The organism is Streptomyces sp. cg36, assembly GCF_041080675.1.
GTDB lineage: Bacteria > Actinomycetota > Actinomycetes > Streptomycetales > Streptomycetaceae > Streptomyces.
Genome location: NZ_CP163520.1, coordinates 7,145,098 through 7,160,409, shown reverse-complemented (window position 1 = coordinate 7,160,409; position 15,312 = coordinate 7,145,098). Strand labels below are relative to the sequence as shown.

13 protein-coding genes are annotated in these 15,312 nt (G+C 74.2%); 8 read left to right on the top strand and 5 right to left on the bottom strand.

The window, feature by feature from the left end; translation table 11 throughout:
• Positions 1-12: 12 nt before the first annotated feature.
• Together AB5J87_RS31900 and AB5J87_RS31895 are read left to right on the top strand one after the other, a co-directional pair.
• The gene (locus AB5J87_RS31900) at positions 13-3,459 is read left to right on the top strand and encodes a LamG-like jellyroll fold domain-containing protein (protein WP_369381761.1); all 3,447 of its coding nucleotides are present in this window, start codon (positions 13-15) and stop codon (positions 3,457-3,459) included.
• 150 nt (positions 3,460-3,609) lie between these two features.
• Positions 3,610-4,215, top strand: a complete 606-nt coding sequence (locus AB5J87_RS31895; protein ID WP_369381759.1) for a class I SAM-dependent methyltransferase — start codon at positions 3,610-3,612, stop codon at positions 4,213-4,215.
• Between the two features lie 35 nt (positions 4,216-4,250).
• On the opposite strand, the gene AB5J87_RS31890 is transcribed toward AB5J87_RS31895, so the two are convergent.
• On the bottom strand, positions 4,251-4,988 hold the full coding sequence (locus tag AB5J87_RS31890; RefSeq protein ID WP_369381756.1) for a TNT domain-containing protein: 738 nt from the start codon (positions 4,986-4,988) through the stop codon (positions 4,251-4,253).
• Positions 4,989-5,347: 359 nt separating this feature from the next.
• On the opposite strand from AB5J87_RS31890, the gene AB5J87_RS31885 reads away from it, so the two are divergent.
• The 5 genes from AB5J87_RS31885 (at position 5,348) to AB5J87_RS31865 (ending at position 11,093) form a co-directional block, all read left to right on the top strand.
• Positions 5,348-6,700, top strand: a complete 1,353-nt coding sequence (locus AB5J87_RS31885; protein ID WP_369381754.1) for an ABC transporter substrate-binding protein — start codon at positions 5,348-5,350, stop codon at positions 6,698-6,700.
• An 11-nt stretch (positions 6,701-6,711) separates the two neighbouring features.
• Positions 6,712-7,719 (top strand): carbohydrate ABC transporter permease, encoded by a 1,008-nt coding sequence (locus tag AB5J87_RS31880; protein WP_369381752.1) that lies wholly within the window; start codon positions 6,712-6,714, stop codon positions 7,717-7,719.
• 11 nt (positions 7,720-7,730) lie between these two features.
• On the top strand, positions 7,731-8,603 hold the full coding sequence (locus tag AB5J87_RS31875) for a carbohydrate ABC transporter permease (protein ID WP_369383730.1): 873 nt from the start codon (positions 7,731-7,733) through the stop codon (positions 8,601-8,603).
• Positions 8,604-8,691: 88 nt separating this feature from the next.
• A complete protein-coding gene (locus AB5J87_RS31870) occupies positions 8,692-9,690 on the top strand; it encodes a carbohydrate kinase family protein (protein WP_369381749.1) in 999 nt (332 codons plus the stop codon).
• Between the two features lie 83 nt (positions 9,691-9,773).
• Positions 9,774-11,093 carry an alpha-glucosidase/alpha-galactosidase gene (locus AB5J87_RS31865; RefSeq protein ID WP_369383729.1) on the top strand — a complete coding sequence of 440 codons (1,320 nt, stop codon included), beginning with the start codon at positions 9,774-9,776 and terminating at the stop codon, positions 11,091-11,093.
• Between the two features lie 52 nt (positions 11,094-11,145).
• Here the strand turns inward: AB5J87_RS31865 and AB5J87_RS31860 are convergent, their stop codons facing one another.
• Positions 11,146-11,784 (bottom strand): NAD(P)-dependent oxidoreductase, encoded by a 639-nt coding sequence (locus tag AB5J87_RS31860; RefSeq protein ID WP_369381746.1) that lies wholly within the window; start codon positions 11,782-11,784, stop codon positions 11,146-11,148.
• Between the two features lie 101 nt (positions 11,785-11,885).
• Here AB5J87_RS31860 and AB5J87_RS31855 point away from each other — a divergent pair, with 101 nt between their 5' ends.
• Positions 11,886-12,383: a MarR family winged helix-turn-helix transcriptional regulator gene (locus tag AB5J87_RS31855; RefSeq protein WP_369381743.1), complete on the top strand. Its 498-nt coding sequence runs from the start codon at positions 11,886-11,888 to the stop codon at positions 12,381-12,383.
• 519 nt (positions 12,384-12,902) lie between these two features.
• Here the strand turns inward: AB5J87_RS31855 and AB5J87_RS31850 are convergent.
• The 3 genes from AB5J87_RS31850 to AB5J87_RS31840 form a co-directional block, all read right to left on the bottom strand.
• Positions 12,903-13,631, bottom strand: coding sequence for an SDR family NAD(P)-dependent oxidoreductase (locus AB5J87_RS31850; RefSeq protein ID WP_369381741.1), 729 nt, complete (start codon positions 13,629-13,631; stop codon positions 12,903-12,905).
• A gap of 138 nt (positions 13,632-13,769) precedes the next feature.
• Positions 13,770-13,961 carry a ferredoxin gene (locus tag AB5J87_RS31845; RefSeq protein WP_369381738.1) on the bottom strand — a complete coding sequence of 64 codons (192 nt, stop codon included), beginning with the start codon at positions 13,959-13,961 and terminating at the stop codon, positions 13,770-13,772.
• 13 nt (positions 13,962-13,974) lie between these two features.
• Complete coding sequence (locus tag AB5J87_RS31840) at positions 13,975-15,162, bottom strand: cytochrome P450 (protein WP_369381735.1); 1,188 nt, start codon at positions 15,160-15,162, stop codon at positions 13,975-13,977.
• Positions 15,163-15,312: the final 150 nt, after the last annotated feature.

Genomic DNA, 15,312 nt, shown 5'->3' with positions numbered 1-15,312 from the left:
TGGATCATCACCATGATCTCCATGTTGTTCTTCCCGTACGTCCCACCGGCACCGCGCACCACTCGCGCACCACGTCACAGACGGCCGTCCTTCCGTGCCGCCGCCCGGCTGCTCGCACCGGTCCTGGCGGTCGTCCCGGTCCTCTTCGCGGGCCCCGTCGCGCACGCGAGCGGGCCGCTGCCCTCCACCCGCGCCCTGGTCGGCGCCGAACAGGTGCTGTTCCGCTCCGGCGTCGGCGGCTACGGCTGCTACCGGATCCCCGCCCTGGTGAAGACGAAGGCCGGGAGCCTGCTGGCGTTCGCCGAGGGCCGCAAGTCCCCCACCTGCGCGGACCGCGGCGACATCGACCTGGTGATGCGCCGCTCCACCAACGACGGCCGCACCTGGGGCCCGGTCCGGGTGGTCCTGGAGGGCGGCCCGTCCGACCCCACCGCCCCCCACACCCGGGGCAACCCGGCGCCCGTGGTGGACCGGGAGACCGGTGCGGTGCTGCTGCTGTCCACCTCCAACGAGGCCGTGCCGACCGGGCCCCGGCTGCCCTGGGTCCAGCGCAGCGACGACGACGGGGTGAGCTGGAGCGCGCCCGCGCCCCTGCCCACGTACACCGGCGCCAACAACGGGTGGTTCGCCACCGGCCCCTCGCACGGCGTCCAGCTGACCGAGGGCCCGCACGCCGGGCGCCTGGTCGTCGGCGCCCACCAGAACCCCGACGCCACCACCCGGTACGCGGGCGTCCTCTACAGCGACGACCACGGCGCCACCTGGCGGGCGAGCGCGACCGCCAACTCCTATGTGCCCGGGGCGGTCAGCCCCGGCGAGGTCTCGGTCACCGAACTGCCCGGCGGCAGCGTCTACCTGGCCGCCCGCAACGAGATCGGCGGCAGCGCCGACCACCGCACCCGCGCGGTGAGCACCGACGGCGGCACCACCGTGCCCGCGGCCACCGTGGTGCCCGGACTCGTCACCCCCGAGGTGCAGGGCTCGGCGCTCACCCTGCGCACCACCTACCAGCGCACGCCCGGCGACACCATGGTCTTCTCCGCGCCGTCCGACCCCTCGGACCGCAAGCTGATGAAGATCCGCTACTCCACCGACCAGGGCGCCACCTGGACCGCCGCGGCGGGCGGCCTGATCAGCAACGACCGCGCCTCCTACTCCGACCTCGCCGAGCTCGACACCGGCGAGCTCGGACTCCTCTACGAGGGCGGGCCCGCCAACTCGGCCGACGAGATCCGCTTCGACCTGACCACGCCCGCCGCGCTCGGCATACCGGGCACCTCCACCGGCAGGGGCTCCCCGCAGAAGAGCCCCACCGCCGGACGCACCAGCCCCGACTCGGGCCCGGAAGCCAACGACGCCTACCTCCAGGCCGACGCGGGGCTCGGCAGCGGCCGGTTCGGCCAGGGCCTGGTCCTGGACGGCGCGGGCGACCACGCCGACGTGCCGTACGCCAGGACCCTCGACCCGGGGGCGGGCGACTTCACGTACTCGCTCTGGTTCAAGTACGCGGCGACGGCCGCCACCAAGCAGCAGGCGCTGTTCTGGGCGTACGGGCAGGGCTCCGCCGAGCCGCAGGTGTGGCTGCGCGCGCAGCCCGCCGACGACCGGCTCTTCGCCTGGGTGCAGGGCGCGGACGGGAGCGCCTGGCTGACGCTGGCGGACTCCTCCGCCGGTGTCGCCTTCGGCGACGACCAGTGGCACCACGCGGCCCTGGTCCGCACGGGCGGGCAGATCCGGCTCACCGTCGACGGCACGGTCACCGGGACCGCTTCGGGTGTGGCCGGTGCGGTGACCGACGCGCCGCAGAACGGCGTCGAGGGGATCCGGCTCGGCGCCAAGCCGGACGCCACGGCGAGCGACGCGTTCGCCGGTTCGCTGGACGAGTTCCGCTTCTACCGCTCCGCCCTGACGGACAGTCAGCTCACCCAGGTGCGGGCCAACGCGGCCACCCTGGACGACGGGGCCGCGACACGGTCCCTGGGCGCGCGGCTGCCTTTCCAGGTGATCGACACGGCCGTGGTGCCCGACCGGCGCCGGGTCACGATCGAGGACGACGTCTCCGGGCACTGCGCGAGCGGCACCCTGCTGGGCGGCGTCCCGGCCCTCACCACCGGCCGGATCGGGGCGCTGGCGGCGACGGTCGACAGCACCCACCAGGGCACCGAGACCGGCTTCTCGCCGACGCTCGACGTGGGCGGCGGGGACTTCACGTACAGCCTCTGGTTCCGCTACTCGGCCACCGCCACCAGCGCCGACCAGGCGCTCCTGTGGGCCTACGGCTCGGGCGCCACCGGCCCGCAGCTGTGGGTGCGGGCCCAGCCCGCGCGGGACCAGCTCTACGCCTGGGTGCAGACCGACGCCGGGACGGTGGCGGTCGCGCTGCCCGACACCTCCTCGGCGACCTCGTTCGGCGACGGCGCCTGGCATCTGATGACGCTCACGCGGACGGGTGACAAGGTCGCGCTCGGCGTCGACACCCGCGCTCCCGCCACCGCCTCCGGTCTGACCGGCTCGCTCACGCCCGCCCAGGGCAAGGGGCAGCAGGGCCTCCGGGTGGGCTCCAAGACCGACGGCACCAGCGTCTTCGGCGGCTCCCTCGACGAGTTCCGCCTCTACCGGCGGGCGCTCACCACCGCCGAGACCACCGCCGTCGTCGCCTCCGCGCCCGGCTCCTCCGGCTCCTACCCGGCCGATCTGCCCGCACTGTGGTGGTCGTTCGAGAACCAGTACACCGGCGCCCACGACGTCGTACGGCCCCCGGCGGGCCCGGCGACGCCGGACTCCACGGCCCACTGCGGCCACGCCCTGGTGCGCGGCGGCGCGGCCACGGCCCCGGGGAAGTTCGGCGACGCGCTGGCCTTCGACGGGGTGAACGACGCCGTGGACCTGCCCTACGGCGCGGCCACCGCGCTCGGCTCGGCCGACTTCACCGTCAGCACCTGGCTCAAGTACTCGGCCACCGGCTCCGGTCCCGACCAGGTGCTGGTGTGGGCGTACGGGACGGGCGCGGCGGAACGCCAGCTCTGGCTGCGGGCCCAGCCCTCCCAGGACCGGCTCTACGCCGCCTTCGAGACGGACACCGCCACCACCGTGGTCGCGGCGGCCGACGCCTCGGCGGCGGCCGGGTTCGGCGACGGGGCCTGGCACCAGGTGGTGCTGGAGCGGGCCGACGGCCGGCTGCTGCTGATCGTGGACGGCACCACCCTGGGCAGCGCGGCCGTGCCCGCGGGCGCGGTGACGGCCGGGGACACCTACGCCGTGGACGGATTCCGGCTGGGCGCCAAGCCCGACGGCACCAACGCGCTGAACGGCTCGCTGGACGAGTTCCGGATCACCCGCCGGGCGCTGTCGGTCGACGAGCTGACGGCGCTGCGCACGCGCAACGACCTGCCGGGGAGCGCCACTTCGACCTGGCTGCCGTTCCAGGTGGTCACCGCAGCGGAGTTCGCCCGGATGTAGCGCGGCCGGCCGCCGGGACCGCGTGGCCGTCCGGCGACCGGTCCCGGCGGTGCGTTCGAGATCAAGGGCCCCGGGAACGGCGTGAGTTGGCGATGGGCTGCGGGGTCAAGTCCGCGCGTGTCCGGACAGCTGATCATTTAGCCTGTCCCGGTGACGAACACCACGATGGGGACGCAGGGGTACGGCGCGGAGGCGGACGCGCTGGTCGCACAGTACGAGAGCGTGAGCTTCGAAGAGGTCCACCGCGGACTGCTCGACCTCTTCCCGGCCGCGCCGGCCCGGGTCCTGGACCTGGGCGCCGGGACCGGCCGGGACGCGGCGGCGCTCGCGCGTCTCGGCCACCGGGTCACCGCGGTCGAACCGACCGCCGAATTCCGCGCCCACGGGCGCCGGCTGCACGCGGACGCGGACGTCGTCTGGCTCGACGACGCCCTCCCCGACCTGCCGGTGGTGAGCGCCTCCGACGCCCGCTACGACCTGGTCCTGGTCACCGCGGTCTGGATGCACCTCGACCCGGCCGAACGGGCCCGCGCCATGCCGAGGGTGGCCGCGCTGCTCGCCCCGGGCGGGGTCCTGGCCATGACGGTCCGCGGCGGCCCGGTGCCCGCCGGCCGCCGGATGTTCGACGTCCCGGAGGTCGAGACCGTCACCCTGGCCCGGACGGCGGGCCTGCGGGTGGTGCACCGGGGCGGCCGGGGGGACCTGCACGGGCGGCCCGGGGTGCGCTGGTCGGAGGTGGCGTTCAGGCGGTGGTAGGCGCCGGGGCGCGGCCGGGGTCCGGCGGCGGGCCGTCAGCCCGTCACGCCCGCCAGCGCGGCGCGCGCCGCCGCCGGGTTGGCCTCGGCCTTCAGATAGCCGTGGTCGAGCAGCCACTTCACACTGAGCTTCCCGCCCGCGCCCGGGTCGACGAACGCCGGGTCCAGCTTGATCTGCCGGCCGCCGCCGCGCTGTTCGAACCAGGGCGCGATCCGGCCCTGCCACACGGTGAAGCTCTTGGTGACCTCGTAGGCGTGGTAGGCGCAGGGGAAGGCGGCCTCCCGGGTGACCAGGCTCTGCGGGGGCAGCGCCCGGCGGCCGTAGGCGGCTCCGGCCGGGGCGAGGAAGGCGCCGTACTCGGAGCCGAAGCGGTCGAGGTCCTCGCCGACGTTCAGCCGCACGGCCCTCTTGTCCGGGGTGCCGTCGGGGCGGTGGGCGAAGCCGTCGTCGGGCGGGTACTTCCAGCTGCCGGCCGTGCTGTCCCAGTACGTGGCGAGGAAGGCGGCCGGGGTGAGGTGCCCGGTGCGGTGGTAGCCGAGGACCAGCGGGCCGACCGGGTCCTGCCAGGGGCGCGGCAGGTTGACCGGGCCGAGCCGCTCGTCGCCCTCGTACGCCCCGGTGCACAGGGGCGCCGGGGCCGGGGTGGCGGGGGCCGCGTCCGCGACCGCGGGGGCCGCCTGCGCGGGAGCAGCGCCGAACAGCAGCGTCGCGACCAGCGCCGCCGCGGAGCCTCCCGCGGATATGAGGACCCGCAGCCTGCCGAACCGATGCATCGAATGTCCTTCCGAAAAATATGATGGTCCCTCAGCAGTAGTGCGAACGGCCCCACTCGGCGCCCACCTCCCGGCAACTGGGCCGAAAGATCACCGCGCACGGCCAGAAGCGCACTGTTGTGCCCCGAAGTGCCATGTGGTGGGCCGACGGCGCGGGCGGAGCACTCCTCGGGGGTACTTGACGCGTGTGCGCCGAGGCGCTTTCATCCAGCCAGTGCGGGGCCGTCGTACGGTCCGGCGCTTCGAGAGGTGCGCCCAGCCGGTGGCGGATCCCGTCCGGGTCCGGAGTCCGGCCCGAGTCGCCAGGACGTGTGTCCCGCGTCCGAGGCGGGGCGCACCCGCTAAGGGATGGAACGACCATGCCCGCCGGTCAGGACCGCACCAGCAAGCCCCGCCCCGCTCCGGGCCCGCCGCGCCGCCGGGTACTGCGCACCGGGGCGGGCGCCGTCGCCGGGGCCGCCGCGCTTCCGCTCCTCGACGCGTGCGCCTCGACCACCTCCGACGGCATCGGCGCCGACGGCCGGGTCAACATCGAGATGTGGCACGGCCAGAGCGAGACCGGCGCCAAGGCGATCGAGTCGCTGGCCGCCGACTTCAACCGCTCGCAGTCCCGCATCCGGGTGAACGCGAACGGCGGGGGCGTGGTGGCCGACGCCATGCTCCAGAAGGTGACGGCGTCGCTGGCGGCGGGCGCCTACCCGGACATCGCGTACATCTTCGGCTCCGACCTCGCCAGCGTCGCCCGCAGCCCCAAGGTGGTCGACCTGACGTCGGCGCTGCGCGGGGACCCGGCGCGCTGGAACGACTTCTGGCCCTCCGTCAGGGAGGCCGTCACCCTGCACGGCAAGGTGCGGGCCGCGCCCTCCCTGCTGGACTCGCTCGCCGTCGCCTGCAACACCGACCTCTTCCGGCGCGCCGGGATCCCGCTGCCCCGGGCCGGGTGGACCTGGGACGAGTTCGTGGTGACGGCCAAGAAGCTCACCGACGCCGGGCACGGCGTCTTCGGCACCGCCTGGCCCGGCGCGGGCGACGAGGACACCACCTGGCGGCTGTGGCCGATGATCTGGGACCTCGGCGGCGATGTGATCGACCCCGGCGGCAAGGGCATCGGCTTCGTCGACAGCGGCAGACGGGCCCTGGAGACGGTGGCCCGGCTCGCCGCCGACAAGAGCGTCTACATCGACCCCAAACCCGGCAGCGAGCAGATGTACCAGGTGTTCCTCTCCGGCCGGATGGGCATGGTGATCACCGGGCCGTGGAAGCTGGCCGACCTCGTGGACGCCAAGCTGCCCTACCAGGTGGTGCCGATGCCCACCTACAGCGGCCGTCCGCTCACCATCTCCGGACCCGACACCTGGACGGTGTTCGACAACGGGAAGGCCCGCGCGCGGGCCGCCGTGGAGTTCGTGCGCTGGCTGATCACCCCCGCCCAGGACGTGCGCTGGGACATGAAGGGCGGCAGTCTGCCGCTGAGCCGCGCCAGCGAGCACCAGGCCGACTGGCAGAGGTACTCGGCCGAGACGGTCGGCCTCCCGGTGTTCACCAAGGCCCTGGAGACGGCCCGGGTGCGGCCCATCCACCCCGCGTACCCGCAGATCTCCCAGGCCACCGGGGAGGCCGTGGTGTCCGTGCTGCTCGGCCGCGCCTCCCCCGCCAAGGCGGTGCGCCGGTGCGCCGACAAGGCCGATGCCGCCCTGCTGATCCCCCGATGAGGAGGGCCGTCGTGTCCCGAGGATCCCGTACGGGCGCACCGCGTCCGCTCACCCTGTCCCCGGCCGAGCGCGAACCCGCCGAGCGGCGCCGGGCCCGGCGCCGGCGCGCGCGGAGCGAGTCGGCCGCCGCCTGGGCGTTCATCACCCCGTCCGTCCTGGTCATCCTGGGGCTGAGCGTGGTGCCGGTGATCTGGTCGCTGCTGCTGTCGTTCCGCGCCGACGACCTGGTCACCCCGGGCCGCTGGGTCGGTCTGGACAACTACCGCGCCCTGTCGAAGGATCCGGGCTTCCGCACGGCGGTGGAGAACACCCTCACCTACGCGGGCGTCTACGTGCCGCTGAGCCTGCTGGGCGGACTGGCACTGGCCCTGGCGCTCAACCGCCGGATCAGGTTCGTCGGGCTGTACCGGACGCTCGTCTTCATACCGTTCGTGGTCTCGGCCGCCGCCCAGGGCGTGCTGTTCTCGTTCATCTTCGACCCGCAGTTCGGCGCGGCCAACGCGGTCCTGCACAAGCTCGGCGTCTCCCCGCAGGGCTTCCTCACCGACCCCAACCAGTCGCTGTACGTGCTGCTGCTGATCTCGCTGTGGAGCGGGGTCGGGTTCTGCGTGGTGGTCTTCCTGGCCGCGCTCCAGGACGTACCCGCCGAACTCGTCGAGTCGGCGCGGCTCGACGGGGCGAACCGCTTCCAGGTGCTGCGGTACGTCACCCTGCCGACGCTGGCGCCGGTCACCGCGTTCCTGGTGCTGTGGCAGCTGATCACCGCCCTGCAGGTGTTCGACCTGGTGTACGTGACGACCAAGGGCGGGCCGCTCGGCTCGACCACGGTCATCGTCTACTTCGTCTGGGAGCAGGCGTTCCGCACCTTCACGGCGGGCTACGGCGCCGCCGCCGCGTATGTGCTGGCGGTCGCCCTGCTGCTCGCCGGGACCGCGGTGACGCTCTACCGCCGCCACCGCGAGCGCACCACCGGCGGCACGACACCCGGGCTCCGGCGCGCGGAAGGAGTGGCCCGATGACCGCTTCCACGATGGTCACCGAGGGGTCCGCGGCGGCGGCCACCCCGGTGCCGCGCACCGCGCGGCGGCGCCGGCTCCCCTTCAGCCCCTGGCACTTGCTGCTCGCCCCGCTCTCGCTGGGCTTCGCGCTGCCGCTGGTGTGGCTGGTGCTCAGCTCGTTCATGACCAACGCGGAGATCAACCGCTTCCCGCCCGCGCTGTGGCCCAGCGGGATCGACCTCGGGGGCTACCGCTATGTGCTGGGCAACGCGATGTTCCCGCGCTGGTTCGCCAACTCGTGCATCGTCTCGACCGTGGCCGTCGGCTCCAACCTGGTGCTCGGCGCGCTGGGCGGCTACGCCTTCGCCCGGATGCGGTTCCGGGGGTCGCGGGCGCTGCTGGCGCTGATGCTGGCGACGATGGTCATCCCGTTCCAGCTGACGATGATCCCGACGTTCCTGGTGATGAAGTGGCTGGGGCTGATCGACACGCTGGGCGCGCTGATCGTGCCGTCGCTGGTCACCCCGTTCGCCGTCTTCCTCTTCCGGCAGTTCTTCCTCGGGCTGCCCCGGGAGATGGAGGAGGCCGCCTGGATCGACGGGTGCTCCCGGCTGCGGGTGCTCTTCTCGATCGTGGCGCCGCTGGCCCGGCCCGCGCTGGCCACGGTCGCGGTGCTGACGTTCCTCGCCACCTGGAACGACCTGTCCTGGCCGCTGATCGCCATCAACCACGACACCCAGTACACCCTCCAGCTGGGCCTGACCACCTTCCAGGGGCAGCACCACACCCAGTGGGCGGCGGTGATGGCGGGCAACGTCATCACGGTGCTGCCGGTGCTGCTCGCCTTCCTCTTCGCCCAGAAGACCTTCATCGAGTCGCTGACGTCGAGCGGGCTCAAGGGCTGAGCCCGCCGCACCCGCCGCGCTCCCCTCCCCCTCCCTTCGGGGCGTCCGGACCCCCGGGCGCCCGCCCCGGACCAGAGAGCCCTTCGTGATGCCTTCACCTCCCTCCCGCCCCTTCGACCTGCTGGTCGTGGGGGACGCCAATCCGGATGTGGTCCTCGGCCCGGTGCCCCGCGACCTCGCGTACGGCCAGCGCGAACAGCTCGTCGAACGGGCCGATCTCGTCCTCGGCGGCTCGGCCGCGATCATGGCGTGCGGGGCGGCCCGGCTGGGGCTGCGGGTCGCCTTCGCGGGCCGTGTCGGCGACGACCCGGCGGGCGCCTTCGTCCGTACGGCGCTGACCGCGCGCGGCGTCGACACCTCCGCCCTGACCACCGACCCCGGCCTCGCCACCCCGCTGACGGCGGTCCTCACCCGCGGCGCCGACCGGGCGATCCTCACCGCGCCGGGGTGTCTGGCCGCGACCGGTCCGCAGGACGTGCCCGAGGCGCTGCTCGCGGGGGCGCGCCATGTGCACGCGGCCTCCTTCTTCCTGATGCCCCGTCTGGCTGCGGCGCTCGCCGGGCTGTTCGGGCGGGCGCGCGAGCTGGGCGCGACCACTTCGCTCGACACCAACGACGACCCGTCCGGCCGCTGGGACCGCGAACTGCTCGACCCGGTCCTGAAGGTGACGGACCAGCTGCTGCCCAACGCCGCCGAGGCGCGCGCACTGACCGGGGTGGCCCGGGGCGCGGCCGAGGCGGCGGCCGAACTGGCCCGGCGCGGCCCGCTGGTGGTGCTCAAGAACGGCGCCGAGGGGGCGCTGGCGCACGACGGGCACCGGCTGACCACCGCGCCCGCGCTGCCCGTCGAACCCCTGGACACGGTGGGCGCCGGGGACAGTTTCGACGCCGGGTTCGTCACGGCCGTACTGCGCGGCCTGCCCCGCCCGGCCGCGCTCGCGGTGGCGGCCGTCTGCGGCTCGCTGTCCACGCGCGGACGCGGCGGCACCGCGGCCCAGCCCACCTGGGAGGAGGCCGTCGCCCACGTCCCGGGCGCGGCGGCGGCCGGCGTCACCGCGGCCACGGGAGCCACGGGGGTTCGCGCATGACCGAGCCGACGATCGGGACGCCGGCCGAGACCGCCGGCGAGAGCGCGGTCGAAACGACTGCCGAGACGACTGGAGTCACCGAAATGACCGAACCGGCCGAAGTGAAGATCGCCTTCATCGGCGCGGGCAGCGTGGTGTTCACCCAGGGGCTGCTGGCCGATCTGTTCGCCTTCCCCGAGTTCGCCCGGGTGCGGATCGCCCTGCACGACATCGACCCCGAGCGCCTCGCCACGGCCGAGTCGGCGGCCCGGCACATCGCCACCGCGCTGGACGTCGCGCCCGTGGTCACCGCGCACCCCGACCGGCGCGCGGCCCTGGACGGCGCGCACTTCGTCATCAACACCGTGCAGGTCGGCATGAACGCGGCGACCCGCACCGACTTCGCCGTCCCCGCCCGCTACGGGCTGCGCCAGACCATCGGGGACACCCTCGGCGTCGGCGGCGTCTTCCGCGCCCTGCGCACCTTCCCCGTACTGCGCTCACTGGCCGAGGACATGGCCGAACTCTGCCCGGACGCGTGGCTGTTGAACTACACCAACCCGATGGCGATGAACCTGCTCTACCTCCACCGGATCGCGCCCCGGCTGCGGGCGGTGGGCCTGTGCCACTCGGTGTACTGGACCATGCACGACCTGTCGGAGCTGGTCGGCGTCGACTTCTCCGAGGTGTCGTACCTGGCCGCCGGGATGAACCACCAGGCGTGGGTGCTGCGCTTCGAGCGCGACGGCCGCGATCTGCACCCGCTGCTGGACTCCGCGATCGAGAAGGACCGCGAACTGCTGCGCCGCGTCCGCGTGGACATGTACCGCAGGCTCGGCCACTACCCCACCGAGACCAGCGAGCACTCCTCGGAGTACGTGCCCTGGTACCTGCACCACGACAGCGAGGTGGAGCGGCTTCGGCTGCCGATCGGCGCCTATCTGGACATCATCGAGGACAACACCGTCAGCTACGAGCGGACCCGCGCGGCGCTGGCGGCGGGCCGCCCGCTGCCGGTCGAGGGGACCATGGAGTACGCCCCGCAGATCATCCACAGCGTCGTGACGGGCGCGCCCCGCACCATCTACGGCAATGTGCCCAACCACGGCCTCATCACCAATCTGCCGGACGACTGCGTCGTCGAAGTCCCCTGCCTGGTCGACGCGCAGGGCGTGCAGCCGACCCGGATCGGGGCGCTGCCCCCGCAGTGCGCCGCGCTGAACCGCACGTACGCGAGCGTCACCGACCTGGTGGTGCGGGCGGCCACCGAGGGCGAGCCCCGGCACGTGCGGCACGCGGCGATGACCGACGCGGCGACCGCCGCGACCCTCACGGTGGAGCGGATCTGGGACCTGTGCGACGACCTCGTCCAGGCCCACGGCGAGCTGATCCAGCCGGAGCTGCGGGCCCTGCTCGGGCACTGAGGGCCCGCCCTTCGACCCCCGCCGTTCGCCCGTGGGGCGGGCGCGGCGCCGGTCAGTACGCGACGGTGAAGCGGGCGCGGTGGTGGCGCGGCTCCTCGGCCTCGTCGAGCAGCGCCACCGCCAGGTCCTCCATGGAGATCGCGGAGACGCCCTCGCCGTCCACCAGGAGCTCGTCGGCGCCGAGCCGGTACGTGCCGGTGCGCTCGCCGGGCTGCAGCAGGGCGGCGGGGCTGAGGTAGGCCCAGTCCACCCCGGTCTCCGCGCGGCAGACGGCGAGCTGCTCGGTGCAGGCGTCCGCGATCGGCCGCCAGTCGGCCGGGAAGTCCGGGTCGTCCACCACGGTGGCGCCGTCGCCGCCGGGCAGGGTCAGGGTGCCGGCCCCGCCGACGACCAGGGTCCGCACGCCGGTTCCGGCGAGGCCCGCGAGGAGCGCCTCGGTCAGCGTGACGAGGTCGCCCTCGCTGCCCTGCGGCGGCCGGGTCGCGCTGATCACCAGGTCCTGTCCGGCGCTGTGGCGGGCTATGTCGGCGGGGTCGGCCGCGTCGCCGGTACGGGCGAGGGCGCCGGGGTGCAGTGCCGGGAAGCGGGCGGGGTCGCGCACTACGGCCGTGACCTCGTGGCCCCGGGAGAGGGCCTCGGCCACGACCCGGCTGCCGACGCTGCCCGCCGCTCCGAAGACGGTGATGCGCATGGGTGTGCTCCTTCTCGCTGTTCGCCGCTGTTCTCGCCGCGCCAATCTCTTAGCGCTAAGAGAAAGTATCTCATCGCTAAGAGATTGGCTAGCCTGAACCGGTGACCGACCACGTGGACCTCGTACTCGAACAGTGGGGCGCGCGCCGCCCCGACCTCGATGTGTCGCCGATGGCGGTGATCGGCCGCCTCACCCGGCTGACCCGGCTGATCGACGCGGAACTGCGCCGCACCTTCGCCAGGTACGAGCTGGACCCCGCCTCCTTCGACGTGCTGGCCACCCTGCGCCGCAGCGCGCCGCCGCACCTGCTCACCCCGGCTGAGCTCACCCGCACCTCGATGGTCACCTCGGGAGCCGTCTCCCAGCGCCTGGACCGACTGGAGGGGCGCGGGCTGGTGACCCGCACCCCGAGCCCGGACGACGGCCGGGTCGTCCAGGTCGCGCTGACCGAGGCGGGGCGCGCACTGATCGACCGGGCGCTGCCCGCCCATCTCGCCACCGAGGAGCGGCTGCTGGCGGCGCTCGGCCGGGACCGCCGCGACGACCTCGCCGAGGTGCTGCGCGAACTGCTCGTGTCCCTCGGGGACGGGCCGGCCTGAACCGGACCCGGCGGCGGATGGAGTACGGCCGACGGGCGTGGGCACGCGCTGGAGGAGACAGTGGAGACACTGCCGGCCCGGGCGGGCGCACTCCCGCGGCGCGGAGCCGGCGGCGCCTCCCCCGCCCGCAGACCAGGAGGTCCGCGATGTCCGAACCGAACCCCGTCCCCCGGCCGCCCACCCCCGGTCCCCCGCCCGGCCCCACTCCGGGCCCCACACCGGATCCGGCTCCGGGCCCCACGCCGGGTCCGCCCGATCCGGCGCCGCCGACGCCGGTCCCGACACCCGGACCGCCCGCGCCCGGACCGCTGCCGGGTCCGCCGCCCGTGCCGGAGCCCGACCCCGTACCGCATCCGCCGGGCCCCGACCCGGTACCGGAGCCGGCGCCCTCGCCGGGGCCGATCGGCTGAACCCCCGCCCGGGGCGCGGACGGGGTTCACCTGGGCGCGGTGCCCGGTGCGGCGGTCGTCCGGAACCGCCCCCGGGCGCGGGCGGGGGTTCACCGACGGGCGGTGCCGCTCACATGCCGCCCGCGACCCGCATCACGGTGCCGGTCGCGTACGAGGCGTCGGGCGAGAGCAGCCACGCCACCGCCCCGGCGATCTCCTCGGGCCGCCCGGCCCGGCCCAGGGGAATGGTCCCGGCGAGCTTCGCCGGGCGCTCGGGGTCCTCGTGGAAACCGGTCCAGATGATGCCGGGCGCCACGCAGTTGACCCGGATGCCGTCGGCGGCCACCTCCTTGGCCAGCCCGACGGTCATCGCGTCGACGGCCGCCTTGGTCGCCGCGTAGTGGACGTACTGGCCGGGGCTGCCCAGGGTGGCGGCGGCCGAGGAGATGTTGACTATGGAGCCGCCGCGCCCCGCCATCTCGCGCACCGCCCGGCGGGCGCAGAGCAGATAGCCGAGCACGTTGACGTCGATGGCCCGGCGCATCCCCGCCGCGTCGGCGTCGGCGAGCCGGCCGTTGGGGCCGCTCACCCCCGCGTTGTTGACCAGTCCGGTGACCGGCCCGAGTTCCGCGGCGGCGTCGAACAGGGCTTCCACGGACCGCTCGTCGGCGGTGTCGGCCCGCACCGCGAGGGCGCGGCGGCCCGCGCCGCGCACCTGCTCGGCGACGGCCTCGGCGGCCCCGGCGTCGCCCCGGTAGCCCACGACCACGTCATGGCCCTCGGCGGCGAGCCGGGCGCAGACGGCGGCGCCGATGCCCCGGCCACCGCCCGTGACGACGGTGACGTACTGCTGTTCCACGAGTGACCTCCGGCGCCGGACGGGGAGACCGCCTCCGAATGGAAGTGATCTTCCACCATCCTAGGACGCCGGACCTCCGGCCGGTCGAGCCGGTTCCACTCCTCGGTCGACCGGCATCTCCACCCGGTCGAGCCGGTGTCACTCCTCGATCGAAAGGGCCTGCACCGGGCAGGCGCGGGCCGCCTCCCGGGCCATCGGGTCCCCGCCGCCGTCCTCGCGGCCCGGCAGCAGTTCGCTGAACCCGTCGTCGTCCTGGGTGAACACGGACGGCGCGGTCAGGGCGCACTGGCCCGCCCCGATGCAGACGTCCTTGTCGATGCTGATCCTCATGCGCTCACTCCAACTACCAAGTGACGGGGAGTTCCACCATCCCCTGGAGGGTGTCGCCCGGCTTGAAGGGGATGCGGTCGGCGGGGGCCGCCAGCCGCAGACCCGGCAGCCGCTCGAAGAGGGCGCTCAGCGCGATCTCCATCTCCGCCCGCGCCAGGTTCTGCCCCAGGCACTGGTGGATGCCGAAGCCGAAGCCCACATGATGGCGGGCCGGGCGGTGCCAGTCGAGCACATCGGCCCGCGGGTAGACCGAGTCGTCGCGGTTGATCACCGACGTGCCGAGGACGACGCTGTCGCCCGCGCGGATCACCGCCCCGCCCACCTCGATGTCCTCGGTGGCCATCCGGAGGATGCCGTCGGCGATGGAGAGGAAGCGCATCAGCTCCTCCACGGCGGCGGGCATCAGGGACGGGTCGGCGCGCAGCTCGGCCAGCCGCTCCGGGTGTTCGAGCAGGGTGAAGGTGCCCAGCGAGATCATGTTCGCGGTCGTCTCGTGCCCGGCCACGAGCAGCAGCACCGCCATCCTGACCAGCTCGGCCCGGTCCATGCCGCCGGTGCGCAGCTGGTCCTCGACGAGCTCGTCGAGCAGCCCGTCGCCCGGCTCGCGCACCTTGCGGTCGATCAGCTCGCCGAGGTAGTCGTCGAGCCGCTCGCGGGCGTCCTCGGTGTCGGCCGCCGTGGGCCCGCGCAGCAGCCGCCGCGACTGCGCCTCGAAGAAGTCGTGGTCGCCGTAGGGGACGCCGAGCAGCGCGCAGATCACCATGGACGGGACCGGCAGCGCGAACGTGGCGACCAGGTCGGTGGGCGGGCCCTTGGCGACCAGGGTGTCGAGGAGGCCGTCGACGGTCTCCCGGATCAGCGGTCGCAGGGCCGCCGTGCGCTTCAGGGTGAATCCGGCGATCACCTTGCGGCGCTGGGACTTGTGCTCGGGATCGTCCACGCCGAGGAGTTCGATCCGGCGCAGCCGCACCCCGGCGGCCCGTTCGGTGGGCGTCGGGAAGGCCGGGTGCTCCCGGTCGGAGGAGAGCCGGGGGTCGGCGAGCAGCGCCCGCGCCTCGGCGTGGCCGGTCACGAACCAGGCGGTCCGGCCGCCGAAGAGGGTGACCTGGGTGAGGGGGCCGTCCGAGCCCAGCGGCCCGTAGGCGGCGGGCGGGTGGTAGGGGCAGGTGCGGTCCTGGGGGAAGGAGACAGAGTCCGTCATCGGTGAACCTCGCAAGCGAGAAGAGTCCGTCTTGCCGATCTCTACTACATGCCCAAGGCAGCTAAATAGTCTACGCAGACTTCGGCCGAATCACCCGCGCGGGACGATCAGGCCGATTTCCGCCGTATCACCCCATCCCGCCCGCTCCCC